This window comes from Bacillus cereus group sp. Bc031 (assembly GCF_027716265.1).
In the GTDB taxonomy this organism is placed as follows: Bacteria; Bacillota; Bacilli; order Bacillales; family Bacillaceae_G; genus Bacillus_A; species Bacillus_A paranthracis.
On sequence record NZ_JAQFUL010000076.1, the window covers coordinates 1 to 24695 of the forward strand.

Sequence of the window (24695 nt, forward strand, 5' to 3'; positions counted from 1 at the left end):
TTTTTCTCTCATTATACAAGAAAGACCCTATAGAATAGACTTTTTTTTAAGTGTCTATTCTATAGGGTACATTTTAAGCAACTACTTTAGCTTTTTATCTATTTATATATTTCATTAGCCTACTAACGCAAATACTCTTTACTGGCACAAACAAGACAATTTGGGAATCAAGTTTTTACGCTATTCCAATCGTATTTCTAGGTTTGTATATAGGTCAAATTATTTTCAAATGGCTTAATCAACGGATTTTTAAAATATTTACGTACATCCTTTTAAGTTGCACGGGCATATATCTTCTTATTGAAAGTTTGCATTCGTTATAGAAGGTGCTTTAGTATGTGTCATAACGGCGGATAAGTTTTCAATATTTTTAAACGTGATAACAATAAAAAGCGGCTATTATGCCGCTTTTTATTTTCAAATTAAATATTTTAAAACTAGAAGCCCACCCATCGCTATTACAAACAGATTGAAAAAAATCAGCCAACTTTTTTCAAACTCTTTATATCTCTCTTCTTTCACCCCGCGTTGTTTTAGCTTCTCAATTACAGTTTTCAATTCTTGCTCATGCTCGGTACTTCCTAATTGTATATAGTTATTATCTATAGTAATTCCATATACATTCTTCATTTTTTTATGTCGCGAAACTGCTTGAATTGAGTTTATTAACACATTGTACTCATTTATTTTTTTGAAATAACAATCTAACGATTTAATTCGTAATCTTGTATTTGTTAAAACAATGTAATAATAAAAAGTAGCACCTGCAGTTATTATACTTGGGATAACTTTAGAATTCACAAGACTCCCCTCTTCCACTAATATTTCACATTCAATTTCTTCTCCTTCTTGTAACTCTTTACGAACTGATTCTTCCAACATTTGCATCGTTAATTTCTTCAATAACTCCCCGTTTTTCACATTATACTTATCTATATTGATAGACTCATTTGCTTCTTTCTCTAAACGTGTAATCTCTTCCTCTGAATATTGGAGCTCATTTAACATAGATAATAATCTTTTATCCATATTACACACTCCCTTTCCATAGTTTTTGAATTTTTTCTTCCCACGAGAAATTCGATTGTATATGTAATCCACCGTTACTTTTAATTCTTTCGCAATATCATCAATGGAATATCCATCAATATACCTCTTTAAAAAAATATATCGATCTTTCTTATTTAAATCTTGAACTATTTCCATAATCTCTTCTTCTTGTTCTATGTCATACCTATCATGGACACCTGTATCTATCTCTACGTCTTTATCGATTTTATTCTCTTTATATACTTTCTTTTTATATTCCAGTGCCTTTAATTTAGTAATACCAATCATCCAAGATTTTAAGTTCCCCTTGTCTATATCAAATTGATCGATATGAAACCAAATGACAGTAAATACATCGTTATAACAATCATCCACATATTGTTTCTCCATAGGGGTACTTAACGATTTATGAATAATGTACAAAATTAATTTTCCATATTGATCAATCACTTCTTTCAAAGCATCTTGATCGCGTTTTTTCATAGCTATAATTAAATCCTCTTCAGAATTGAAAATCATAAGCATCTTCCTTCCTCAATTCCCCTTTAGCAGCTGCCTTTACTTACTATTGGCATTTCATTCTCATTTTCTATCACTTTTGTAAAAAATTATTAATTTTTATTTCTATGTATATGATAACAAACAAAATACCTAAGTTCAGAAAGTAGTATCTACATTCTGAACTTAGGTATTAACAATTAAATTATTCACTTATACTAACGTTTCATCACAAGTCTCTGTTACGTTTTTAAAATATTGCAAGTTCTCCTTCGCTTCAGGTTTGCCTCTTTTCTCACTTCTTGTTAAATCCTTTTTCACTTAAAAACTCTTTCATATGCATTCTTTTTTCTTTAGACATAAATGAACTCATTGATTCCGTCCATGTTACGTTTTTTTGATTTGATGATCTTTCTTTATAATACGCGCTCATCGTTTCGTCGTATTCGTTTAATAATTCATCATATTTCTTTTCATCATATCCATTTTCATGAAGGATTGCTGCTATCGGTAAACGTGGTTTCACTCCGTGATCTTCATCTGGTACACCGACTGTCATTCCGAATACAGGATATACTTTATCTGGTAAATGAAGCAATTCACTCACTTCTCTTGGGTTATTACGAATACCACCAATGTAACAAATACCGTATCCTAACGATTCTGCTGCTAACGCCAAGTTTTGTGCGAAAAGTGAAGCATCTACTGTCGCAACGATAAAGTCTTCTACTCCTTCATGCTTTATCTCGGTACCATGTTTTTCACATGCCATTTCAAGTCGTTTTAAATCTGCACAACAAACAAAGAATGCTGCGCAATCTTTCACATGACGATTTCCGGATAACTCTGCTAGTTTCGCCTTTAAGTCTTGATCGGTTACATATATAACAGAGTAAGCCTGTACAAAATGCGAGGAAGCAGCATGCTGCGCAGCTTGCACCATTCTTTCTACTACATCTTTCGGAATAGATTCTTCTTTATATTTACGAACTGAAACGTGTTGCTCCATTTTATGTATCATCTCATTCATGAAAATCACTCCTTTTTCTCTTCATAATGAAAAATTAACATATCTTTTCCAATATTCACAACTTATAAGCACAAAAAGAGCAATTCTTTTTGAATTGCTCTTTTTAAAAGATCTATTAATACGGTAAATGAAATTATATCGTCGATTCGACAAAGAATATCGACTTACCGACAAATAACGACAAACTCACTCCGAATTATTCCTTATCTTATTACGCTGTTTTCAACACTTTAATACCTTTTACGATATTCCAAATGAAGTAATAAATCCCTACAAGAATGAATACTGCATATGTGATCATGATCCCAATTCCAGCACCATCAGATTGATTGAATCCTAAACCGTATATTCCTGATATCGCTACCCCTCCGAATAAAATTGCATATGGGAAAATATGTGACCAAAATGCTTTTTTCGCGTGATATTTCACTTCATCCTCTGCAACGAAGTACACGATAATTGGTAATAAAAATGGGGCAAAAAAGATACTAAAGTAACATAGTGAAGATAATATATTATTTCCTTTCATCCGATTCACCTCTAAATAGTTTTTGTTATCTTCATTATGTCAGGAATCCATTCTAGAAACTATCGCTTTACCTTTCATTAAGATGACATATTTGTAAGATTCCCCTCAAAAAATCCCGCCTAGAATGCTAGGCGGAATCACTTCCACTATATTCGATTCATAAACCAATATTGCGTAATGGCTAAATATTCACGTATATTCGATGGAATGACAATTCGCTTCGGTGTTTCGGCCGGAAGACCTTCTAATTGTAAACCTTGCTTAGCTGCTATTTTTTTCGCTCTAAACATGTGGAAATCGTTTGTTACGATCATTCCTTTTTTCATATTGTCCGGAATTAAAGGTTTTGAGAATTTAATATTTTCATCTGTACTCGTTGACTTATCTTCCATGATAATGCGATCTTCTGCAATTTTTAGTTTCATTAATCCATTTTTCATTGCTAATGCTTCTGAAATATCTTCCCCTTTTCCTTTTCCTCCAGACACAATAGCAATTGCTTTCTCATGTGCTTTCAAATACTCAGCTGCTTTATCAATACGATATTGCAATGAGTACGATGGTTTCGTTCCGTTTACTTTCGAGCCTAATACAATGATATAATCAGCTTCATAGGTCGCATTCATGTGCCCATGCTTATAAATGTTATATTGTAAAAATCCCACATAAACGGCGCAAACCATTATAATTCCTATCATATACTTCATTATTTTTTTCTTTCTCATATCTATATACTCCTATGTTCTTTGCTTCTTTCATGATAATATCCATTTATTTGTTTGTATACAGACAAATTCCAAATCACCCTAATTTATCCTCTAGAAAGTAATATTTATATTTCTTTCGGGAACAGTAAGTACAACTTTGCACGAAGGAGTGTCTCTATTGCTTCTCTTTTTATGTAACGTATCGTTCTTTTTTATTTTATTTTTACTATCACTTAAGATGCTCGGTAAATCAGCTTTAGCACAACTAACTCCTCATGATTTTGGTGCGATTATCTTTTTATCTTATTTAGCTTTTCAAGCCATACCAGTCTCTGGTGCTTTGCAAGCTTTTCTCGGTATGGTTGTAATTACATGTTTACATTTAATCCTTACAAAATTAAGCCTATTCAACAAACTAAATCGTTTTATTCTCGGGCACCCGATTATTTTAATTAAACATGGTGATATTATTTTTGAGAACTTACAAAAAAGTAGGTATCCCATTGCTGAATTACTTTCTAATCTTCGCGTTGCAGGATACCCGAGTGTTCATGAAATTGAATACGCTATTTTAGAAGCGAATGGAGCCATTAGCATTTTACCAAAGCGTGAACTTGTACCATTAACTCCGAAAGATTTGAATATAGATGTTAAGTATGCTGGATTACCAATTGCCCTTATCGTCGATTCACAAATTCAATACGATAACTTAAAGTTAATTCATAAGGACGAAAAGTGGTTATATAAAGAATTAAAAGAAAAAGGAATTACAAACATTAAAAACGTTGCCTTTGCGTCTGTTCAAGAAACAGATGGATCTTTTGCTATTAGTTTAAAAAAATAGAAAATCCCCTTCATTTCTTAAGGGGATTTTCTTCATTATATCGCTTCTTTCTTTCCCGCCATATTTAATGGAACAGGATGTTTCATACGATTCATCGTAAATACGATAATCGCTGTCAATACTTCCGCTACTGGCATAACGAGCCAAATTCCGTTTATCCCAAATAATTTCGGCATAATCCATAATAATGGAATAATAAATAGTAACCCTCGGCTCATTATAATAAGTACTGATTTTGTCGTTTGTCGCACTGATTGGAAGTACTCTCCATATACAATGTTATAGCCTAAAAATACGTATTGGATAAAGAACAGGCTAATACCCGTTAATGTTAACTCCAATAACTCTGGAGATTGGACATCAAATAGACCAATAATATATTTCCCAAAGAATAATCCGACAATTATTGCAACGCCTCCAAGTACAACTGCAATTTTCACAGCAAACTGTAATCCTTCACGTAATCTTTCTGATAAATTTGCACCGTAATGGAAACTAGCAATTGGTTGCAATGCAGCACCTACACCGAAGAATAATAGTAATGTCATCGCATGAATGCTGTTTACCATCGCATAGGAAGCTACTCCTACTTCTCCTGCATATTGAACGAATGCAATATTAAAACCAATCGTTACAATCGCTACTGTACTTTCGGCTGTAAAGCTCGGGAAACCTATTATCATAATTTGTTTAACTGTATCCCATTCAAAATGGAATTTTGTCCATTTTAAAATACTACTTTTTCTCAAGAAGTGCGTTAATAATACAAGGAAACCAATCGCTGCTGAAAGGATAGTTGCTGAAGCAGCTCCTGTTACGCCCCATTTAAAGATGAAAATAAAGATATAGTCAAACACTATATTTAATACAGCTGTTACAACTAAACCTGCCATTGCTAAATTAGGATTTCCATCATTTCGTATAAATGTACTTAAAATATTTTCTAAAACGTATATCATTCCAAATGTTAATAATACGTGTAAATAGTCTAATGCATACGGTAAAATCACTTCGTTTGCACCGAATAAGTATGCTAAATCTTCTATTCTCCATAAGCAAATCGCCGCTAAAACGCCTACAATAATGACTGCTACTGTCATGGATTGAGTAAAAATAGACCTTGCTCTTTCAATTTTATTTTCACCTAATGCAATGGAATATAACGTTGCCCCGCCCATTCCAATCCATAATGAAATAGAGAAGAAAATTGAAAACGCTGGAATAGCCACGTTTACTCCTGCTAAACCGTTCGCCCCAACTCCTCTACTAATCATGACCGCGTCAATTACAATATTCACTGACATTAATACCATTCCAAGAACGGCCGGTATTAAATAAGAAATAAATAAACTTTTTATCGGTTTTTCTCTTAACTTTTCTGTTGCTTCCATACTATTTTACTCCTTTTTTTCAACTCTCTTTTCTTAGTTTAAACCTTCAAGTAACTTGAAGGTCAATAGAGAATTTAAAAAATAGGTAACTGAATTATATGAATGAATGTAAATTTGTAATCAATTCAAAGGTTTTCATCTTATTTTTTTACTACAGGAATTTGAATTTCTGTTACTTGCTCCTCTGGATTTTCTGTTACAGACCAATCGATTAATCCAATCTCAATCGCATCTCCACTTACCTCATATCCTTCTTGATCAATGTATGCAAGTAATTCCTTATACGTTGCACCTGTTTCTTCATACGGTCCATGATGATAAGAACAAGCATATAAACCTTCCTTAATCTCATCTGAACTCTGTACTTGGAAAGGCATGTAATCCAAAAGAATAAAAACACTGCTATATGCTTGAAACTCATTTTGCATGAATCCTTTTTTCGCGACTGTTACACCGATATCTCCAGAAAATAAGCTATCATCCATTTGCCTCATATTTTTTTGCAACGAATGAATGTAGTACTCAAACATATCATCCGTCGTATCCGGGGCAACCGCAATAGCTGTTATTTTTCGCTGCGTGATCTCTTTTATTACCACTTGTTCAGCTTTTGCTTTTGTTGCTTCCTTAATTAAATGAATTCTATGCTCCATTTTCGCCAAAGCATACTCAATTTCTCTTTGTTTTTTCAACATCATCTCTTGTTGTTTTTCCAGTAAATTGAGTGCATATGCTGGATTTCTTTCATCAATATATTTTTTAATTTCCTTTAATGGAATGTTTAATTGGCGTAAAAACTTAATCGTATCTAATAGTGAAAATTGATCGATTGTATAATAGCGATAATTTGTTTGTGGGTCCACAGTGGACGGATGAAAAATTCCCTTCTCATCATAATAGCGTAAAGTAGATTCCGCTATATTATGCATTTTTGCCATTTCTCCAATTGTAAAGCGTTTATTTAATAACATCTTGTATTCCCTTCCATTTCTATTTATTTCATTATATGTTCATTCTGTCTTCAAAACAAAAAAGAATTCCCCTACGAGAATTCTTTTTATTAACTCTTAAACCTCTATTATTATAGGAAGGATCATCGGTTTTCTTTTCGTATTCGTATATATAAACTTCCCTAAAGCCTCTCTTACTTCTCTTTTCAAAATACCCCAACTATTCACATTCTCTTTCTTCAAATTATTAATTGTAATAACAGCTAATTTATTTAATTCCTTCAAAAACTCTTCTGAATCACGAACATAGACGAATCCACGAGAAATAATATCAGGACCTGAAATTATTTCTCCATCCACTTTATTAAAAGTAATAACTATAACGAGCATTCCATCTTCTGAAAGTTGTTTTCGATCACGTAATAATGCATTTCCAACATCACCAATTCCTAATCCATCTACATATATATTTCCTGCTTGTATTTTTCTCGATTGAACGGCCACTTCATTACTTATATCTACAACATCTCCATTACGAACGATAAAGATATTCTCTTTTTCAACACCAATTGATTCTGCTAACAAACTATGGTGATGTAGCATTCTAAACTCTCCATGAATTGGGATAAAGTATTTTGGCTTCATTAATGTGAGCATTAACTTTAATTCTTCTTGATATGCATGGCCAGATACATGGACTCCAGTAGAACTGCCTGATCCGTAAATCACTCTTGCCCCTAATGCAAATAAGTTATCGATAATTCGCGAAACATTACGTTCATTTCCTGGAATAGGAGTCGCAGCTATAATAACTGTATCTTCTGGTAAAACATCCACTTGCCTATAGTTTCCACTAGCTAAACGGGCTAAAGCTGCCATTGGTTCTCCTTGACTTCCTGTACAAAGTATTGCGACCTGCTTTGAATCTAAATGATTTACCTCATTTGCTTCAATTAGCATACCATCTGGAATATTTAGATACCCTTTCTCTAGAGCAACTTCTACTACATTTACCATACTTCTGCCGAGCAAAGCCAGTTTTCGATTTGTTTTTATACAAGCTTCAACTATTTGCTGAACACGATTCACATTAGAAGCAAATGTAGAAATAATTACTTTTCTATTTGCTTTCATAAATATTTCCTCTATCCGTTCTCCTACCGATCTCTCTGATGGAGTAAAACCTGGTCGTTCTGCATTTGTACTTTCCGATAGTAAAGCTAGTACACCTTCACTACCTATTTTAGCCATTTTATGAATATCAGGATGTTGGTTATTTACTGGTGTTAAATCAAATTTAAAATCCCCAGTATGTACTACATTACCTTCTCGAGTATGAAACACAATACCGAGACAATCTGGAATACTATGATTCGTTTTAAAAAATGTCGTCTTAATAGAACCGAGATCAATTTCTGATTCTGCGTGAATGACGATTAATTCTGTATCATTTTGAAGATTATGCTCTTTAAATTTAATTTCAATTAAACCTAACGTTAACTTCGTCGCATAAATTGGTACGTTTAGTTGTTTTAAAAAATATGGTATTCCGCCAATATGGTCTTCATGTCCGTGCGTCACGACTAACCCGCGAATTTTTTCTTTATTTTCTTGTAAGTATGTGATGTCTGGAATGATTAAATCAATTCCTAATAAACTTTCATCTGGAAATTTAGATCCACAATCAATAACGACAATATCATTTTCATATTGAATAGCGTACATATTTTTCCCTATTTCATTTACTCCACCTAAAGCAACGATAGACAAGTTATTTTTTAATGACTTCAAATGATAAGTCCTCCCTTTCACATTTATAATTCGTGAAATAGCATTTAGGCTTTATTATTTGTAATAAAAAAGGACTTCATACTATTTCATACATATAAAATCCACACGCTAAGCTTATATGTATATCCCTAATAACACCGTCTCTCTCTAAAAAAGCTCCCATTTTTTCATTGATTTTTTGCAAAATATATTATATATTAATTACAGGTTCAAATTACGAGTTCAAAAGAACTTGTAATCAGACCCTTTGTTTAATGGGTTTTACATATTTTCATTAGGCAAATTCCGAGAAATCGTATGATAAAAATAAAAATGATAAGGAGAGGATCCGATGGAATTTGAATTTTTCTTTCAAATTGCACTTATTTTATTAAGTACAAAGCTTGCTGGTGATCTTAGTGTTAGATTAGGCCAACCTTCTGTACTCGGTAAATTAATTGTCGGTATCGTTATCGGTCCAGCTGTATTAGGTTGGATTGAAAACTCAGAACTTCTAACACAATTAAGTAATGTTGGTGTTATTCTTTTAATGTTTATGGCAGGACTTGAAACAGACTTAGAGGAATTAAACGCAAATCGTAATTCTTCTTTAGCTGTTGCACTTGGAGGTATCATTCTTCCATTCGTAGGTGGTTACGTTTCTGGTCTTATTATGGGAATGGAACAAGGAAATGCTGTATTTTTAGGATTACTTCTATGTGCGACAAGTGTTAGTATTTCCGTACAAACACTTCGTGATTTAGGAAAGATGAAAACACGTGAAAGTACAACTATGCTGGGCGCAGCTGTATTTGATGACATTCTTGTCGTTATTTTATTAGCATTTGCAATGAGTTTCCTAGGTACAGACGATGTTAACTTAACAATGATTATCTTGAAGAAAGTTGTATTCTTCGCTTCTATTATTTTAATCGGATGGAAAGGTGTTCCTGCGATTATGCGCTGGTTATCACCGCTACGCGTATCTGAGTCTATCGTGAGCGCGGCTCTTATCATCTGTTTCTCATTCGCATATTTCGGCGAACTATTAGGAATTGCTGGTATTATCGGTGCTTTCGCAGCTGGTATCGCTATTTCTCAAACGAACTACAAACATGAAGTAGAAAAGAAAGTAGAGCCAATCGCTTACGCTATGTTCGTTCCAGTATTCTTCGTAAGTATCGGTATGAATATTACATTTGACGGTATTGGCGATCAAATTTGGTTCATCCTAGCATTAACAGTAATCGCTGTATTAACGAAACTAATCGGTTGTGGCTTAGGTGCACGAATGACTGGATTTGATGCTAAGTCTTCTGCAATTATCGGTTCTGGAATGGTTTCTCGTGGTGAAGTTGCACTTATCATCGCAGGAACAGGACTTTCTTCAGGTCTACTAGCACAAGATTACTTTACAGCTATCGTTATTGTCGTTATTTTAACTACAATGATTACACCGCCAATGTTAAAATACACTTTTGGTGCAAAAGATAAAGCAATGAAAGCAAGTAAATAAGTTTAATAAAAAAGAAGCTTACTATCTTATAAGATAGTAAGCTTCTTTTTCGTTTTATCTTTAAACAATCCCGTTCGTTTTTAACCTTTTTCAAAAATAATTCGTGCATCATCATCATCAATATCATTACGAAATGAATACACCATAATGCCATAATCATCTACATATTCACCTAGCTTCATTTCCTCCACTTTCTTATAAAAATCGTCTACCTCATAGTGTGGAATATACGCATCCCAAACTGGTTCATGTATTCTTTTGTACGCTGTCACTTCTAAATCATATCCATCTTCATAATATCCGATGTGATAATGTTTACTAGGTTCATATTTCTTCATAATAAATTCCCCTCTCTTTGAAAATTTATCATATTTCACATCATAAACAAAAGCGAGCTGTATATTACAGCTCGCTTCATTCATTAAATACGTTCCATCGCTGTCTTCAACGTTCCAACAACAAAGGCAATTTCTTCACTTGAAATAATAAGCGGTGGTGCTAGCGTTAAAACGTTATTATATCCTGCTGTTGTCATACCGTTTCGTCCTATAATTAACCCTTTTTCTTTACAAGCATTTACAACACTTGCAATTTTGTCGTTATCAATTGGCTCTTTCGTCTCTTTATCATTTACTAGTTCAATTCCAACTAGTAGTCCTTTTCCTCTAATATCCCCTACAAGTGGATGTTCTCCAATTTCTTCTTTTAATTGCTCTAATAAAAGCGAGCCCATTTGTGCAGAGCGCTCAATTAAATTTTCATTCTCCATAATTTCTAAGTTTTTAAGTGCTAGTGCACAAGCTGCAGGATTTCCACCAAATGTATTAATATGACGGAAGAATTCATATTCTCCCTTTCCTTTAAATTCTTCATATATTTCTTTTTTCACAGCTGTTGCTGATAATGGTAAATATGCACTTGTAATACCTTTTGCCATTGTAATAATATCTGGTTTCACATCATAATTCATAAATCCAAATGCCTTTCCTGTACGCCCAAAACCGCAAATCACTTCATCGCTAATAAGCAAGGCACCGTGTTTTTGACACGTTTCATGAACAGCTTTCATATAGTCTTGTGGCGGCATTAAAATGCCTCCGCCTGTAATAATTGGTTCCATAATAAAAGCTGCAATCGTTTCACTTAGTTCCCATGTCATGACCCGATCTACTTCTTTTACACATTCTACATCATAAATGTTCTCTCTTTCTATTCCAGGCATACGATAACAATCTGGCGGCGTTACATGTAAAAATCCTGAAGCAAATGGCTCATATTGATATTTACGCTGTGCTTGTCCCGTCGCTGCCATCGTTGCCATTGTATTCCCATGATAGCCGCGGTAACGTGACATAAATTTATAACGATGTGGTTCACCTTTTTGCGCATAGTATTGTCTTGCTATTTTAAAAGCTGTTTCGTTCGCTTCCGAACCACTATTAGAGAAGAAAATAACATACTCTCCTCCAAGCCATTCATTTAATTTTTCTGCAAGCTTTATAGCCGGTTCATGTGATTGTGACATCGGAAAGTATGATAATGTTTGTAATTGCTTATATGCCGCTTCTGCAAGCTCTTTTCTGCCATATCCACTATTCACACACCAAAGACCACTCATACCATCTAAATATCTTTTTCCTTTTATATCTTCAACCCAGCACCCTTCTGCTTTTGCCCCTACCATTGTACTATTTGGACTAAAGGGACGCATTCCGTGCCAAACATATTGCTCATCTTTTGCTAATAATTCATCAGTCTGTTTCGTTTTCATCATTTCTTCCACCTTCCATAACAACTTATTTTTCACAAAAGCTGCGCTGGTACCATGATGATTTAAATTTCTCCCTGCTTATTTTCATTCCATAAAATTAAGACAAATCCTACTTACAAAGCAGTATTATTTACAAGAAAAGGACAAAAGAAAAAGGAGCTTTTCTTATCTATCGAAAAGCTCCTCTTTTTTAATGCGAAGACGCGTCACTAATACCATGCCCAGTATTAGATTTTACGAGAATTTCATCAAATTTCGCTGCATCTTCTTTCTTACTAGATAAAACAGTTCCTAAATACGCTGCAAGAAATCCAAGCGGAATCGAAATAATTCCAGGTGTCGTATATGGGAATATCGCTTCCCCAACAAATATAGCTTTTCCAGCTACAGGGTTCCATACATTTGGGCTTAACGCTACAAGAACAATAGCTGATACAAGACCAGCAATCATACCAGAGATGGCACCTGTTGTATTGAAGCGCTTCCAATATATTGTGAATAATATAACTGGCAAGTTTGCACTCGCTGCAACTGCAAATGCTAACGAAACTAAAAATGCTACGTTCAATGTTTGAGCAAATAACGCTAGTATAATAGACAATACCGCTACTCCAATAGACGCATAACGAGCCATGGATACTTGCTCTTTTTCCGTTGATTTCCCCTTGCGGATAATTTCATTATAAAAATCATGTGCGAATGCGGATGCTGCTGTTAATACAAGGCCTGCCACTACAGCTAAAATCGTTGCAAAGGCAATTGCTGATACGAAAGCAAATAAGAAATCTCCGCCCAATGCTTTCGCTAATAAAGGTGCTGCCATATTACCAGCAGGGTTTGCTTTCATAATCGCCTCATTCCCTACAAACGCCGCTGCCCCAAATCCTAAGAAAATTGTCATAATATAAAATGCGCCAATTAACCACGTAGCGTATACGACAGATTGACGTGCTGTTTTTGCATCACGTACTGTAAAAAAGCGAACAAGAATGTGTGGTAATCCCGCCGTACCAAGAACTAGTCCTAAATTTAAAGATAGTGTATCAAGACCATCTTTATACTTTACTCCTGGATTTAAAAACGAATCTTTTAATGGAGTTGCTGTTTTCATTTGAGCAAACATTTCCGTCACACTAAAATTAAATTTTGCGAAAACGATAACAGAAATAATAAATGTACCGGCCATAAGTAATACAGCCTTAACAATTTGCACCCAGCTCGTCGCGGTCATTCCGCCAAAAATAACGTACACTGTCATTAATGTACCAACAATTAAAACGGATGTTGTATATTCGATCCCTAATAATAACTTAATAAGTGCACCCGCCCCAACTAATTGTGCAATCATATAAAAAATTGAAATCGTCATCGTATTAAGCGCTGCAACTCCGCGAACTTTTTTCGCGTCAAAACGCGCCCCAATCATATCCGCTAACGTGTACTTCCCTAAATTCCTTAGCGGTTCTGCGACAAGGTATAGAACAACTAAATAAGCAACTAAAAAGCCGATACTATAAAAGAAACCATCAAACCCAGTTAATGCGATCGCTCCAGCTATACCAAGAAAAGACGCAGCAGACATATAATCTCCCGCAATGGCCAGACCATTTTGCCAACCAGTTAATCCCCCTCCAGCTGTATAAAACTCACTCGCATTTTTCGTTTTTTTCGATGCAAAATAGGTTATGACGAGCGTACCAAGGACAATAATTAAAAATAGTGCAAATGCCGTCGTATTCAAGTTCAGCCCCTCCCTTTTTGCATATTTTGTAGAATTTTTTGCGAGATTTCATCAAAGGATTCCGCCTTTTTGCTATAAATCATACATAAAGCCCAAGTCATAATAAATTGTGCAAAAGCAAATACCCACGCCCACGTAACATCACCAAATGCCGGTGTATTGAGTACCTTTGAATACGATGTTAAAATAGGTAACGCAATAAAAAAACTTAAAAAGAAAATACTCATTGGAACGATAAACTTCTTTTTCTTATTTAATAACAATTGAAATTCTTCTGACTGAACAACCTCTGTATAATTCACCTCATTTTGTAACTTACGTGCTGACGTATCATCTCTTTTCATTCTCTTATCCCCTCTCTTACTAGAAATGCAATTCCCCCTTGCATACCTAAAGACTAAATTTTATAAATATTCAGAAACTTATTTTCATTTTAGACAATCCATACATTCCTGCAAAGATTTTTCGATAGACATTTTTCGGCATTTTCCCCTAAGTTTTTAATATACTTTTTCAAAATAAAGTGACACCTTACTTATTTTTTCCTCATTAAAACAAAAGCAGTGCTTAACGCACTACTTTTTTCTTTTTTTCCTTTTCTAAATTACGAGCTGTTTCGCTTAATTCAACGTCTTTTCCATCTTTAAGCGTTCCAAATATGAAATCGAATACTGGATTTGAAACACCAAACCAAAACTTTTCATTTTTATAATGGTGTAATATGTGCTGTTTTTTTAGCCATCTTCCAAACTTAGTAACAGGACGAATTGGCTTATGTGCAATATAATGTTTCCATTCATAAACGAGAAGCATAATAATCATTCCAATTCCGAACGAAAGTGCAATAGTAACACTTTTTGTTATAGCATATGATATAAGTAAATATATAGTAAAACTCGGTATACTAAACCATACAGGTAAAAATAACAGTTTTAAATCATCTGGATAGACGTGATGGTCATAATGTAATCTTCTTAGCATTTTTAATAAAAATACGTTTTTAGGTGGTTTTAAGTGAAATAAAAAACGGTGTGTCATATATTCGTTTAACGTATAAAAAATAATACCAAACAAACAAGCTAACAAACCGATCCATGTGAAAAATTGCATTTTTAAAATAATGATAAAAACAAATAAAATACTATACATAATAACGATATCATGTTGTAAAAAGAACTCTTTCCCCACCCTCTTCATCTTCCTTCCCCCTTTTCAAAAAAAACAGTCGCAACATATCGTTACGACCATTTCTTTTCTATATCTTATTCTATACGCTTTACAAATTTGCCTGTTGCTCTATTGTCGAGAAAAAATTGTTCGGTCCAAATATATTTTGCTTCGGAATAATATGTTCCACCGCAAACACTGTTACTTCTCCTCTTTGTACCTCTCCAATGATAAGCCCAAATATTTCATGATTTACAGCAAACGTTGGTTGCTTTGTTTGTAGTAATCTTGCTGCATTCTGAAATACCGCTTCATATAGTGGATTTCTATCAGTAATTTCTTTTCTGATTTTTGGTGCTAACGTAATAATGATTTCTTTTCCGTCAATAGTGGTTCGATACATAAAAATCTCCCCTTCAATCTTATGTGAACAACTGTAAAGCTTTGTATGCAAAATGGATAGAATATCCTACTAAAATAATACCTGCTCCGGCTGTTATATAGCCAAGTGCTTTTTGCTTTAATAAAGTTCTGCCAAAATGGACAGAAAAAGCAATATTTACATTCCATAAAATAATACCAACGATAATACAAAGACTATACAAAAAGGCTTCTTGTTTCGTTACCTTCGTAAGCAATGAGCTAAGTGTACTTCCGTATATACCAAACCAAAAAACAAGATTTAATGGATTGGATATCGCAATTAAAAAACCTGCCATAAACGATTGTTTAAGGCCGCCTACCTCTTCTTTTTTATATTCCATATTCGATTGAGAAATTCCTTGTTTTACACTTTGAAATCCTAAATAAAATAATAAGAAAAACCCTGTGCAATACATAAAAGCTTGTACATATGTATACATAAACAGAGAAGATAAACCGAAATAGATGAGAAGCATAAACAAAATATCTGCTGTCATTCCACCAATTCCAACAACCCACGCATGCCAAAAACCTCGTTCAATTCCTCGTTTTAACATTTCAATATTAATCGGACCTACTGGCGCAGCTAATGAAATACCTAATACAATTTGTTGTATAATCGCTCCAAACATCACTCTATCCTTTCTACTTCCTTTACTATTAAGTAATGATATAATAATTAAAAATAGACTAGCTTCCCTCAAAATATTTACTACTAAAATACCCTTTTTTATCCAAAATATGCAAAAGAGCCATCCAGATGATGACTCTTACTTTTCTATCTTATGAAGAAAAGGACATTTTCCTTTTAACGGTTCTACATCGTCTCCTATAAAGTATTGTTTCCATTCACGATGATCCGGATCACCATAATGACTAATGTTAGGATGTTTCGGCAGCTGATCCCACTTTTCAACTCGCTCACGGACCGTTTGCCTAGAATATGCTCCTTTAGGACGATCCCCTTCTAATCCATCAAATATAGTACGTGGCTGAAATCCAATAACGAGAGAATTTCCTAAATGCCTAGTTTTTCGTTGTTTATAGGCTGGTGCGTTTCCAAATACGAATATCGGTTCCCCGCCAAATGAAAATTCCCATAAGTAATGGTCTGGGTCTTTAGGAATTTGCTTTGGCCATGTTTCCTTATCGTTTTCATGTAAATATTGTAGTACTTTCCAAAAGTAATCGCGGTAATATTCCAGTGATTGCTCCTCACATTCCGGTTCTACAAAAAGAAAAAAGCCTCTTCTTACAATTGGACGCTCTTTCATTAGCTCTAAAAAAGATAACATTGTATGCGGCAAATGACTCCAATCATTATGAGATAGAAAGGAATAGCGAAGTTCATTCTTTTTCAAAGCAGTTAAACCAAAATAACATGGGAAAGTTGGTTCTAATACGACGTTAGAAAAATTTTCAAATTCTTTTGCAACCCAATTCGGTATATCCGTTCTCATTCTCATTCCTTCATTATCTAATAAATAAGACTCATTCATTCTTTCACCCCATTATGTATAGCATTCAATTAAGACTATTACATACTTGGCCTGTCCTATACCTATTTAAAAATTTGGTTAAAAAATTATTTAAAAATACAAAAAAATAAAATCGCTTACTTGACTAAATTCTCCCAATTCGTGTATATTTAAATTAATCATTTAGCAGAATATTCAAGATTATAGCATTTTTAGTTTATATTATCTTTTCAAATGAATTTCACTAAATGAAAAAAGCAAATGTTTTTAGGAGGAATTGTAACATGCAAGGAAAAGTAAAATGGTTTAACAACGAAAAAGGTTTTGGATTTATCGAAATTGAAGGCGCTGACGATGTATTCGTACATTTCTCTGCTATTCAAGGCGAAGGCTACAAAGCTTTAGAAGAAGGTCAAGAAGTATCTTTCGATATCACTGAAGGAAACCGTGGACCTCAAGCTGCTAACGTAGTAAAACTTTAATCCAACATATGACAGGAGGTTACCTTACTTGGTAACCTCCTTTGTTATTCCTTTGTATATTTCCGTTTTCCAGAGCAAAAACTATGTGAAATGCGCACTATACAAAGGAGGAATTATTAATGGGATCAGAAGTAAATGATTTTGAAGAAGTGAAATTCCGTGTAGAAACAGCACAAAAAATGGTAGGATCAGCGACAATTTCAATGGATCCAGATACATTAGAGCATGCTACTACTGCTGTAGAAGCAGCTCGCTCTCAGCTTGAAATTATGAAATCTGTTGCAACAGATTTAGACGAGCCATTTTTAATAAATGAGGAAAAGAAATTAAGCGAGTGTGAGCATCAATTAAATGAAGCGAAGCACTAAAAAACATCCAGAGAGTTTTCTCTGGATGTTTTTTCATGACAACTGTTCCCCATATTTTTTCAATGTTTCTCCAACTGTACATTGTCTTATACAAAAGGAATGAGCATAATACTTACTATTTGTCTTTCGATTATGTTCTCGCAAAAAACATCCTTCACAATACGTTTCTAATAAGTCATTTACCTCTGTAATGAGTTGCTTTTTATCCACCTTTGCACCTCTCTATTCGGTTATTTCTTTATGACTATCAATCACTGTTCCTTCTAATGCTTGCGTAGCTAATTGATGTGCTTCTTTATTTTGTTTTCTTGATATAGGCTCACATACAAGTTTTAATTTCATTTGCTTTGCTTTTTGCTCAATTTGGTCTAAATAATGATTTAAATGTTCATCATAACAAGGCCATTCTCCAGCCAATTGCTGCAGTACAACTTGAGAATCTCCGCGAAGCGTGACCGCTTCATACTTAATCCCTAATTCCTCGAGTATATTCATGCTATATAGTAATGATGCATATTCCGCTTCATTATTATCATATATGCCTTCTATATATGCATTACGGCGAATTCGGTATTTTGTATTTCCTTTTTTATAGTATACACATATGCCTATACCAGCTTCTTTCGTCTGTACATCATAGCCGCCATCAAAATAAACGAGTATTTCTTGGGGTTCTTCCTCCACTTGTTTGCTCAGCTTCTTCATTTCCTTTAATGACCATTCTGCATCCATTTCATCGTAAAATAATAATTCTTTCATTCTTCCTGTTTTCTCGAAATCCTCCGCAAATTGAAGTGCTTCTTCTATGTTCATATAATCTGTCGTTAATTCCGTCTGAAAACCGCGTTTTGTTTTATACAACCAATGAATTTTATATTTCATACTAGATTTCCCTTATGTAAGACTTCTTATATGTATCCAGCTAATGAAAGCCTCACTTTATTTTATTATATTTTATCAAGAGTCAAAGAATTATATTCAATATTATCACATGCAAAAAGAGCTATCCCTATAGGAATAGCTCTTTCATCTATTACATAAATCTTTCAAATTGTACTCGTTTATTAATCCAGTACATTACAGGCATACCAATCGCCATAACAACAAATTCACCGATTGCACATGTTAACCAAGTCAACATGAATGGTAAATCAAATGCAAGATGAAGTTCAATTGCAATCATAAACATTGTAATTGTAAAAATGACTGTATTAAAAATCATACGAGCCCAAACACCTTTAATAAATCGCATAGAAATAATCGTTGCAACTAATGCAAGAATAGATTGCCCCACTCCAAATACTAAATCGTAAGCGATCATAGGTGAGAAAAAGAGATTCGTTAAAAATACACCTAATACAATTCCGTAAATTGTTTTCTTATTAAATACAACGAGATGATTAAACATCTCTGAAATACGAAACTGTACATTCGTAAAGCCAAATGGCTGAATAAGCATAGAAACAGCAATATATAATGCCGCTAAAATACCATTACCGACTAAAGTTCTAATATTCATGACAAAATCTCCTTAGTTTTTTTACGTGGGATGGTTTCGAACCACGTTATTCGTTTTTTAAGCAACAAGATTATATTTTACGCGTTAGCCCCCCTTTCGTCAATAGATTCCTACCATGAACTACCCTTTTTCTTTTAGACAACGTATAATGAAATATATGAAAGATTTAGGAGGTTTTATTTCATGACTGCAACAATTCAAAATGAAAAAGTGATCGTTACCATCTCTGACAAAGGTGCAGAATTACAAAGCGTTCTCTTAAAAGAAGACAATACAGAATACTTATGGCAAGGTGATGCTACTTATTGGGGACGCCGTGCACCAATTTTATTCCCAATCGTCGGCCGATTAGTAGATAATACATACTACGTAGATGGTAAACCTTATTCTTTAACACAACACGGCTTTGCTCGTGATCTTACATTCTCTGTAGAAGAACAAAGTGAAACGAAAATCACCTACATTGTAACTAGTAATGAAGAAACATTAAAAAAATACCCATATGAATTCGAATTACTCGTTTCTTATGAACTAGACGGACAAACCGTTCATGTAACATACGAAGTGAATAACCCTGCTTCAAAAGAGATGTTCTTCTCAATCGGAGCACATCCTGGTTTCAATTTCCCGTTATTAGAGGACGAGTCATTTACAGATTACCATCTATCTTTTAATGGTCCAGAGCGTTTAGAAACGAGCGTATTAGAAGGACCTTACCTTTCAAATAAGAAGCAACTAATTGCTGAAAGTACGAATGAGTTGCCACTTACATACGACCTATTTAAAAACGATGCACTTATTTTTGAAAATATGAATACAGATGAAATCTCCATCCGTTCTCATAAACATAATAAATTCGTAAAAGTAGAATTTGACGGATTCCCATTTGTCGGCGTATGGACACCAGGCGAGAATGCACCTTTCTTATGTATTGAACCTTGGTACGGAATTGCTGATGAAGTAAATCCAGCAAAAGATTTCAAGGAAAAAAAAGGAATTCAATCTTTACAAGCGAATGAAACATTTACATGTCGTTATAGTATTACAATCGGCTAAGTTACTCTATCCCCTACTTCAAAGAAACATATAGGTAGGGGATCATCTTATCATTTGGAGGTTTCTCATTTTGATTGAAGTATATATTGATGGTGCATCAAAAGGAAATCCTGGTCCTTCTGGTGCAGGCGTATTTATTAAAGGGATTCAACCCGCTGTACAATTATCATTGCCCCTTGGGACAATGTCCAATCATGAAGCGGAATACCACGCTTTACTTGCGGCATTAAAATATTGCACGGAGCATAATTATAACATTGTCTCTTTTCGTACAGATTCGCAACTTGTTGAGCGAGCTGTCGAAAAAGAATACGCAAAAAATAAAATGTTTGCACCACTATTAGAGGAAGCACTGCAGTACATAAAAAGTTTCGATCTCTTTTTTATTAAGTGGATTCCAAGTAGTCAAAATAAAGTTGCTGATGAGTTAGCTAGAAAAGCTATCTTACAAAATTAACGGGGGTATGAGTGTGAAAAAAGATTGGATCGCTCCTCTTGCTTTATTATTTGTGTCTTTTATTTGGGGAGCTACATTTGTTGTCGTTCAAAATGCTATGTCTTTCGTTGGACCATTTACTTTTAATGGTATACGTTTTTTATTCGCTGGAATCATTTTATTATTCGTTCAAATGATTTTCTCAAAAAAAACTTCAAAACAACATATAAAACAGAGTAGCCTCGCTGGATTAACCGTTGGATTCTTTTTATGCGTCGGCTATGTATTACAAACATTCGGCTTACTTTATACAACTTCTTCAAAAGCTGGTTTCTTAACAGGGCTTAGTATCGTTATGGTACCAATTTTGTCTTTTATCTTTTTAAAACAAAAAGCTACTATTTTTATCGTAATTGGCATTGCTGTAGCAACAGCGGGTTTATATTTATTAACAGCAGGTGATTCTTTTCAATTAAACATTGGAGATATACTCGTTCTCGGTTGTGCAGTTGCTTTCGCTGCTCATATTCTCGTTAACGGCTTCTTCTCTAAAAAAATATCACCTTTATTGTTAAGCACATCGCAAGTATTAGCTGTCGGTATGTTTTCTTCTATTTGCGCCTTTTTGTTTGAAGATTGGGAAAAATTATTTTCAGTAGCACTATGGACGAATTCTTCCTTTTTATTTGCTCTATTTCTAACTTCTCTGTTCGCGACATCCATTGCTTTTTTCATTCAAACATCAGCACAAAAACATACGTCTCCAACGAGAGTAGCAATTATTTTCGCAATGGAGCCCGTTTTCGCTGCCTTAACAGGCGTTCTCGTTGCAAACGAACAACTTTCTATTTCCGCTATTATCGGATGCCTCTGTATTTTCCTAGGCATGGTTTTTGTTGAATTACCTTCTAAAACAAAAAAGAAGCGCAGGCTGCGTGAAGTTACGCTTGTAACTTCCGCATAAAAGCCTTAGCGCTTTTTTTATCTGTAATCTCTTCTTCTTTCAATCGTTCTAATAACGCAACAAAATAACTGCCATCAAACTGCAATTGATGCTTAATTGTCGCTTCTATTGCTGCGTTTACAATGCCATCAGATGCACCCGTATATCCTTGTCCGAACATAATAAATCCTTGTGCTTCCTCTGATAATTTAAATCCTTTCGTATGTAAGAATGAAAGATAATCTTCTACTGTTTGCATGTTATTCCCACCTACTCAAAAATTCTCCACTTCCTATCATACATGTTTTTATACGCCATGAGAATGAAATTTCTTTGACAACTTTGTAAATCAGCCTATACTCTACTTGCAATGGAGGATTTCCTTATAATATGGAGGAATATGTACAGTGGAACTTATTTCATATTAAAGGGGAGACACGATGAAACAAGCACTATTAATTATCGATGCGCAGCAAGAATTAATGGATGGAAATGAACAAGAAAGTGAAGTTTTTCGTAAAACCGAATTATTATCTACACTCAATACAGCCGTGCAGAAAGCAATAGATGCCAATGCCCTTATTGTTTTCGTAAGAGATATCGATGTTGCTTCTGGTAGCGGAGAAGGCTTTGAAGTACATAATCAAATTCAAGTACCTCAATCTGCAATCCTTATTAATAAAGCCGCAACAAATTCATTCTATGGTACTTCTTTACTTGAACTGTTAAAAGAAGAAAAAATTAACCATATCGTTATAGGTGGATGTAAAACAGAACATTGTATCGACACCGCTGTTCGAACAGCAACTGTACAAGGATTTGATGTTACATTAATTAAAAACGGTCATTCCACAACTGATTCTGACGTATTGACTGCAGAACAAATTATCTCTCACCATAATAAAATTCTCCATGGTCATTATAATGTTGATCATTTTTCTATGGTAAGGGATATCGAGGAAGACCTCTTTCAGCCGACTCATAATCAATATCGTGATTAGCGAAAAAGAACCCTTCGTTCAGAAGGATTCTTTTTCACCCAAAAATTTGTGCTGCAATGCTATATAACTCATTATTCCTTTTTAATAATTGACCGCTATTTTTCATCATAATTGGTGGTGTATTCACCTTTTTAAAACCAGTAATCTCTAATACTTTCATGAAATCTTTCTTTCCTTCTAGTACATCAATTCTTAATTTACCATTATGCCCTTTTGCTAAATCATGTACAATTCTCATTGCCATCTCATCATTTTTAGCAACAACCGGTCCTATTATTTTATTTTCTGGTGTTTGTATGCTTAAACCGTAACCTAATACATTTTGTTCCTTGTCCCTTACAACAGTGCACTGTTCACTTTGCATAATTCTTTTCTTTAAAAACTCTTTTCTATTTGTTCCAAACGCATATTCATCTATTTTTATTATTTTTTCTAACTCACCCTCTTCATAGTTCATTACATAATCTTCATTTCTTACACAATAATCATTCGCATTGTACGAGTTACATATGTATTTAGAAACATAACTTACTGCTCTAAATCCTAATTTTTCATATAAAGGTTTTCCTTCATCCGTAGCAATAAGCATAAATGGAGTTTGAGCTGATATGCTATTCATGCATGAATTTGTAATCATCTTTCCAATTCCTCTTCCCTTATAATCTGGATGTACAATTACCATTCCGATAGATGCCAACGCCTCCTCATATAATATTATTGCTGCGCTAGCAATAAGTTCCTTTCTCTCATTCCATACGCCGTATACAATACCTGAGTTAAAAATTGTTTCAACTTCTTCCCTATTATAATCCCAACCAATATAAGATGATAATGCTACAATATCGCCTATTTGTTCTTCCTTAAGACGATCCACGCTAAATTCCAATTCAATCATACTCCACCCCTTATCTAGCCATCTTCCCAATTCAACTTGTACATGTTACCCTTTATTTGTCACACACATATCCTATTTTGACCAAGACTATATTGTAAGTGAGGTGACAACATGCCCATTACAAATCGATTTTCTACCACCACTAACGGCGCACTTGCGATTACAGGAAACACACTCGGTTTAAGTAAAATCAGTAATCAAAACCGTGCTGGTACAATCGGGGCAATTGGCGCATTTATAACTACCAATACCGCTTTACAAGTAACTTCTTTTCCTGCTGGTACAACATTAAACTATACACAAAATAGTTCTACCGCTCTTTTAAATATACCTGCTGGTAGTACGATTCTTTACGCAGAACTCGTTTGGGGCGGAAACTATTTATCTCGTGATCAAAACATTACGAACGTATTAGGCAATCCTGTTTCTTTTACAACACCTGTTTCAACATACTCGATTACTCCATCGGCTGTTACAGCTTCCAATCAAACATTCGTTTCTGGATCTATCACATTTGGATTCTATACACGTTCTGCAGATGTAACATCCCTCATTCAAGCAGGAGGATCTGGCTCTTATACAACCGGCTCTGTCCCTGGACTTGTAGATCCTATAGATGCTTCTAACGGAACAATTAATTCAGCTGGGTGGACGCTTATCGTCGCTTACCAAAATGGAACATTACCTGCAAGAAATTTAACCATTTATGTAGCAGGCAACCGGGTTTCTGCAGAAACTGGTAGTGCTGATGTATCTGTTTCAGGATTTTTAACACCTTCAGGAGGGCCTGTAAGCGGGAGATTGTTTTTAAGTTCTACCGAAGGAGATGCTGATTCAATTGGGGATCAGGCTCTATTCGGGCCAAATTTCAGTTCATTAAATGCCTTATCTGGACCTAACAATGCTGTAAATAATTTCTTCGGTTCTCAAATTAATAATGCCGCTGGAAACTTAGATACAACCGGGACATTTGGAACGCGAAATCAAAGTGCTTCTACAGGTACAAACATCTCCGCTGGAAGACAGGGCTGGGACATTACTTCCATTGATATTTCTCCTCGTATATTATATTTAAGCTGTTATTTCAGCTTTAAATTCCCTTAATAAGAGACCCGTAAATTAATACTTGG

28 protein-coding genes, 4 pseudogenes and 1 riboswitch are annotated in these 24695 nt (G+C 34.4%); of the genes and pseudogenes, 10 read left to right on the forward strand and 22 right to left on the reverse strand.

From position 1 onward, the window contains the following. Window positions 1–77: 77 nt before the first annotated feature. Window positions 78–323: pseudogene (locus PDQ33_RS22530) on the forward strand (sulfite exporter TauE/SafE family protein); the annotation flags it as partial. A 94-nt stretch (window positions 324–417) separates the two neighbouring features. Here the strand turns inward: PDQ33_RS22530 and PDQ33_RS22535 are convergent. The 6 genes and pseudogenes from PDQ33_RS22535 to PDQ33_RS22560 form a co-directional block, all read right to left on the reverse strand. Beyond that, on the reverse strand, window positions 418–1029 hold the full coding sequence (locus PDQ33_RS22535; RefSeq protein WP_270756643.1) for a flagellar motor switch protein FliG: 612 nt from the start codon (window positions 1027–1029) through the stop codon (window positions 418–420). Between the two features lies 1 nt (window position 1030). Beyond that, window positions 1031–1575 (reverse strand): annotated as a pseudogene (locus PDQ33_RS22540) (sigma-70 family RNA polymerase sigma factor). A 186-nt stretch (window positions 1576–1761) separates the two neighbouring features. Then, window positions 1762–1827, reverse strand: a pseudogene (locus PDQ33_RS22545) (glutamine amidotransferase); the annotation flags it as partial. Between the two features lie 16 nt (window positions 1828–1843). Beyond that, window positions 1844–2578, reverse strand: coding sequence for an oxygen-insensitive NADPH nitroreductase (nfsA, locus tag PDQ33_RS22550; RefSeq protein WP_061131067.1), 735 nt, complete (start codon window positions 2576–2578; stop codon window positions 1844–1846). A 211-nt stretch (window positions 2579–2789) separates the two neighbouring features. Then, window positions 2790–3107, reverse strand: coding sequence for a DUF4870 domain-containing protein (locus PDQ33_RS22555; RefSeq protein ID WP_061131066.1), 318 nt, complete (start codon window positions 3105–3107; stop codon window positions 2790–2792). 146 nt (window positions 3108–3253) lie between these two features. Next, window positions 3254–3805 (reverse strand): YdcF family protein, encoded by a 552-nt coding sequence (locus PDQ33_RS22560; RefSeq protein ID WP_306447215.1) that lies wholly within the window; start codon window positions 3803–3805, stop codon window positions 3254–3256. 187 nt (window positions 3806–3992) lie between these two features. Between PDQ33_RS22560 and PDQ33_RS22565 the strand changes: the two genes are divergently transcribed. Continuing rightward, a complete protein-coding gene (locus PDQ33_RS22565) occupies window positions 3993–4658 on the forward strand; it encodes a DUF421 domain-containing protein (RefSeq protein WP_000923932.1) in 666 nt (221 codons plus the stop codon). 35 nt (window positions 4659–4693) lie between these two features. On the opposite strand, the gene PDQ33_RS22570 is transcribed toward PDQ33_RS22565, so the two are convergent. The 3 genes from PDQ33_RS22570 to PDQ33_RS22580 form a co-directional block, all read right to left on the reverse strand. Beyond that, complete coding sequence (locus PDQ33_RS22570) at window positions 4694–6049, reverse strand: MATE family efflux transporter (protein WP_061131065.1); 1356 nt, start codon at window positions 6047–6049, stop codon at window positions 4694–4696. 140 nt (window positions 6050–6189) lie between these two features. Beyond that, window positions 6190–7020, reverse strand: coding sequence for a MerR family transcriptional regulator (locus tag PDQ33_RS22575; protein ID WP_270756646.1), 831 nt, complete (start codon window positions 7018–7020; stop codon window positions 6190–6192). 96 nt (window positions 7021–7116) lie between these two features. After that, window positions 7117–8790 carry a ribonuclease J gene (locus PDQ33_RS22580; protein WP_270756647.1) on the reverse strand — a complete coding sequence of 558 codons (1674 nt, stop codon included), beginning with the start codon at window positions 8788–8790 and terminating at the stop codon, window positions 7117–7119. A gap of 331 nt (window positions 8791–9121) precedes the next feature. Between PDQ33_RS22580 and PDQ33_RS22585 the strand changes: the two genes are divergently transcribed. Further along, window positions 9122–10285, forward strand: coding sequence for a cation:proton antiporter (locus tag PDQ33_RS22585; RefSeq protein WP_000393887.1), 1164 nt, complete (start codon window positions 9122–9124; stop codon window positions 10283–10285). A gap of 80 nt (window positions 10286–10365) precedes the next feature. Here PDQ33_RS22585 and PDQ33_RS22590 read toward each other — a convergent pair whose 3' ends face one another. The 8 genes from PDQ33_RS22590 to PDQ33_RS22625 all read right to left on the reverse strand — a co-directional run bounded on the left by PDQ33_RS22590 (window position 10366) and on the right by PDQ33_RS22625 (window position 16886). After that, the gene (locus PDQ33_RS22590) at window positions 10366–10623 is read right to left on the reverse strand and encodes a DUF3986 family protein (RefSeq protein ID WP_033688408.1); all 258 of its coding nucleotides are present in this window, start codon (window positions 10621–10623) and stop codon (window positions 10366–10368) included. Window positions 10624–10706: 83 nt separating this feature from the next. After that, window positions 10707–12056 (reverse strand): aspartate aminotransferase family protein, encoded by a 1350-nt coding sequence (locus tag PDQ33_RS22595; RefSeq protein WP_250669735.1) that lies wholly within the window; start codon window positions 12054–12056, stop codon window positions 10707–10709. Between the two features lie 190 nt (window positions 12057–12246). After that, window positions 12247–13797 carry a solute symporter family protein gene (locus tag PDQ33_RS22600; protein ID WP_270756648.1) on the reverse strand — a complete coding sequence of 517 codons (1551 nt, stop codon included), beginning with the start codon at window positions 13795–13797 and terminating at the stop codon, window positions 12247–12249. 2 nt (window positions 13798–13799) lie between these two features. Further along, complete coding sequence (locus tag PDQ33_RS22605; RefSeq protein ID WP_000817360.1) at window positions 13800–14141, reverse strand: DUF485 domain-containing protein; 342 nt, start codon at window positions 14139–14141, stop codon at window positions 13800–13802. Window positions 14142–14364: 223 nt separating this feature from the next. Beyond that, the gene (locus tag PDQ33_RS22610) at window positions 14365–14994 is read right to left on the reverse strand and encodes a sterol desaturase family protein (RefSeq protein WP_000832150.1); all 630 of its coding nucleotides are present in this window, start codon (window positions 14992–14994) and stop codon (window positions 14365–14367) included. Between the two features lie 79 nt (window positions 14995–15073). Next, the gene (locus PDQ33_RS22615; protein WP_000286373.1) at window positions 15074–15367 is read right to left on the reverse strand and encodes a hypothetical protein; all 294 of its coding nucleotides are present in this window, start codon (window positions 15365–15367) and stop codon (window positions 15074–15076) included. Window positions 15368–15386: 19 nt separating this feature from the next. Then, a complete protein-coding gene (locus PDQ33_RS22620; protein ID WP_000466557.1) occupies window positions 15387–16019 on the reverse strand; it encodes a LysE family transporter in 633 nt (210 codons plus the stop codon). A 138-nt stretch (window positions 16020–16157) separates the two neighbouring features. Continuing rightward, complete coding sequence (locus PDQ33_RS22625; RefSeq protein WP_270756649.1) at window positions 16158–16886, reverse strand: YqcI/YcgG family protein; 729 nt, start codon at window positions 16884–16886, stop codon at window positions 16158–16160. Between the two features lie 263 nt (window positions 16887–17149). Here PDQ33_RS22625 and cspB point away from each other — a divergent pair, with 263 nt between their 5' ends. After that, window positions 17150–17347 (forward strand): cold shock-like protein CspB, encoded by a 198-nt coding sequence (cspB, locus tag PDQ33_RS22630; protein WP_001161727.1) that lies wholly within the window; start codon window positions 17150–17152, stop codon window positions 17345–17347. A 119-nt stretch (window positions 17348–17466) separates the two neighbouring features. Then, window positions 17467–17715, forward strand: a complete 249-nt coding sequence (locus PDQ33_RS22635) for a DUF2564 family protein (RefSeq protein WP_000534391.1) — start codon at window positions 17467–17469, stop codon at window positions 17713–17715. A 33-nt stretch (window positions 17716–17748) separates the two neighbouring features. Here the strand turns inward: PDQ33_RS22635 and PDQ33_RS22640 are convergent, their stop codons facing one another. From PDQ33_RS22640 to PDQ33_RS22650, 3 genes are all read right to left on the reverse strand, one after another. Continuing rightward, on the reverse strand, window positions 17749–17925 hold the full coding sequence (locus PDQ33_RS22640) for a zinc-finger domain-containing protein (RefSeq protein WP_000358801.1): 177 nt from the start codon (window positions 17923–17925) through the stop codon (window positions 17749–17751). A 12-nt stretch (window positions 17926–17937) separates the two neighbouring features. Beyond that, on the reverse strand, window positions 17938–18597 hold the full coding sequence (locus tag PDQ33_RS22645) for a ribonuclease H family protein (protein WP_000875516.1): 660 nt from the start codon (window positions 18595–18597) through the stop codon (window positions 17938–17940). Between the two features lie 151 nt (window positions 18598–18748). Next, window positions 18749–19234: a QueT transporter family protein gene (locus tag PDQ33_RS22650; RefSeq protein WP_270756650.1), complete on the reverse strand. Its 486-nt coding sequence runs from the start codon at window positions 19232–19234 to the stop codon at window positions 18749–18751. Between the two features lie 6 nt (window positions 19235–19240). Next, window positions 19241–19285: riboswitch (PreQ1 riboswitch) on the reverse strand. A 132-nt stretch (window positions 19286–19417) separates the two neighbouring features. On the opposite strand from PDQ33_RS22650, the gene PDQ33_RS22655 reads away from it, so the two are divergent. The 3 genes from PDQ33_RS22655 to PDQ33_RS22665 all read left to right on the forward strand — a co-directional run bounded on the left by PDQ33_RS22655 (window position 19418) and on the right by PDQ33_RS22665 (window position 21690). After that, window positions 19418–20290, forward strand: a complete 873-nt coding sequence (locus PDQ33_RS22655) for an aldose 1-epimerase family protein (RefSeq protein WP_270756651.1) — start codon at window positions 19418–19420, stop codon at window positions 20288–20290. Window positions 20291–20360: 70 nt separating this feature from the next. Further along, window positions 20361–20747, forward strand: coding sequence for a reverse transcriptase-like protein (locus tag PDQ33_RS22660; protein ID WP_061131060.1), 387 nt, complete (start codon window positions 20361–20363; stop codon window positions 20745–20747). 13 nt (window positions 20748–20760) lie between these two features. After that, window positions 20761–21690 (forward strand): DMT family transporter, encoded by a 930-nt coding sequence (locus tag PDQ33_RS22665; protein ID WP_270756653.1) that lies wholly within the window; start codon window positions 20761–20763, stop codon window positions 21688–21690. Here the strand turns inward: PDQ33_RS22665 and PDQ33_RS22670 are convergent. Further along, entirely contained in the window at window positions 21668–21928 is a 261-nt protein-coding gene (locus PDQ33_RS22670; protein ID WP_001195212.1) for a DUF6123 family protein, read from the reverse strand. The two genes, PDQ33_RS22665 and PDQ33_RS22670, sit on opposite strands and share 23 nt — an antisense overlap. Window positions 21929–22109: 181 nt before the next feature. On the opposite strand from PDQ33_RS22670, the gene PDQ33_RS22675 reads away from it, so the two are divergent. Continuing rightward, a complete protein-coding gene (locus PDQ33_RS22675; RefSeq protein WP_000806354.1) occupies window positions 22110–22670 on the forward strand; it encodes a cysteine hydrolase family protein in 561 nt (186 codons plus the stop codon). Between the two features lie 34 nt (window positions 22671–22704). Here PDQ33_RS22675 and PDQ33_RS22680 read toward each other — a convergent pair whose 3' ends face one another. After that, window positions 22705–23565: a GNAT family N-acetyltransferase gene (locus PDQ33_RS22680; protein WP_270756656.1), complete on the reverse strand. Its 861-nt coding sequence runs from the start codon at window positions 23563–23565 to the stop codon at window positions 22705–22707. A gap of 111 nt (window positions 23566–23676) precedes the next feature. Between PDQ33_RS22680 and PDQ33_RS22685 the strand changes: the two are divergent. Beyond that, a pseudogene (locus PDQ33_RS22685) lies at window positions 23677–24624 on the forward strand (hypothetical protein); the annotation flags it as partial. Between the last annotated feature and the right edge of the window lie 71 nt (window positions 24625–24695).

Coding starts and splice junctions, on each gene's coding strand:
- PDQ33_RS22535 (WP_270756643.1), bottom strand. CDS start 1,029: ATGGATAAAAGATTATTATCTATGTTAAATGAGCTCCAATATTCAGAG.
- nfsA (WP_061131067.1), bottom strand. CDS start 2,578: ATGAATGAGATGATACATAAAATGGAGCAACACGTTTCAGTTCGTAAA.
- PDQ33_RS22555 (WP_061131066.1), bottom strand. CDS start 3,107: ATGAAAGGAAATAATATATTATCTTCACTATGTTACTTTAGTATCTTT.
- PDQ33_RS22560 (WP_306447215.1), bottom strand. CDS start 3,805: ATGATAGGAATTATAATGGTTTGCGCCGTTTATGTGGGATTTTTACAA.
- PDQ33_RS22570 (WP_061131065.1), bottom strand. CDS start 6,049: ATGGAAGCAACAGAAAAGTTAAGAGAAAAACCGATAAAAAGTTTATTT.
- PDQ33_RS22575 (WP_270756646.1), bottom strand. CDS start 7,020: ATGTTATTAAATAAACGCTTTACAATTGGAGAAATGGCAAAAATGCAT.
- PDQ33_RS22585 (WP_000393887.1), top strand. CDS start 9,122: ATGGAATTTGAATTTTTCTTTCAAATTGCACTTATTTTATTAAGTACA.
- PDQ33_RS22590 (WP_033688408.1), bottom strand. CDS start 10,623: ATGAAGAAATATGAACCTAGTAAACATTATCACATCGGATATTATGAA.
- PDQ33_RS22595 (WP_250669735.1), bottom strand. CDS start 12,056: ATGAAAACGAAACAGACTGATGAATTATTAGCAAAAGATGAGCAATAT.
- PDQ33_RS22605 (WP_000817360.1), bottom strand. CDS start 14,141: ATGAAAAGAGATGATACGTCAGCACGTAAGTTACAAAATGAGGTGAAT.
- PDQ33_RS22610 (WP_000832150.1), bottom strand. CDS start 14,994: ATGAAGAGGGTGGGGAAAGAGTTCTTTTTACAACATGATATCGTTATT.
- PDQ33_RS22615 (WP_000286373.1), bottom strand. CDS start 15,367: ATGTATCGAACCACTATTGACGGAAAAGAAATCATTATTACGTTAGCA.
- PDQ33_RS22620 (WP_000466557.1), bottom strand. CDS start 16,019: ATGTTTGGAGCGATTATACAACAAATTGTATTAGGTATTTCATTAGCT.
- PDQ33_RS22625 (WP_270756649.1), bottom strand. CDS start 16,886: ATGAATGAGTCTTATTTATTAGATAATGAAGGAATGAGAATGAGAACG.
- cspB (WP_001161727.1), top strand. CDS start 17,150: ATGCAAGGAAAAGTAAAATGGTTTAACAACGAAAAAGGTTTTGGATTT.
- PDQ33_RS22635 (WP_000534391.1), top strand. CDS start 17,467: ATGGGATCAGAAGTAAATGATTTTGAAGAAGTGAAATTCCGTGTAGAA.
- PDQ33_RS22645 (WP_000875516.1), bottom strand. CDS start 18,597: ATGAAATATAAAATTCATTGGTTGTATAAAACAAAACGCGGTTTTCAG.
- PDQ33_RS22650 (WP_270756650.1), bottom strand. CDS start 19,234: ATGAATATTAGAACTTTAGTCGGTAATGGTATTTTAGCGGCATTATAT.
- PDQ33_RS22655 (WP_270756651.1), top strand. CDS start 19,418: ATGACTGCAACAATTCAAAATGAAAAAGTGATCGTTACCATCTCTGAC.
- PDQ33_RS22670 (WP_001195212.1), bottom strand. CDS start 21,928: ATGCAAACAGTAGAAGATTATCTTTCATTCTTACATACGAAAGGATTT.
- PDQ33_RS22675 (WP_000806354.1), top strand. CDS start 22,110: ATGAAACAAGCACTATTAATTATCGATGCGCAGCAAGAATTAATGGAT.
- PDQ33_RS22680 (WP_270756656.1), bottom strand. CDS start 23,565: ATGATTGAATTGGAATTTAGCGTGGATCGTCTTAAGGAAGAACAAATA.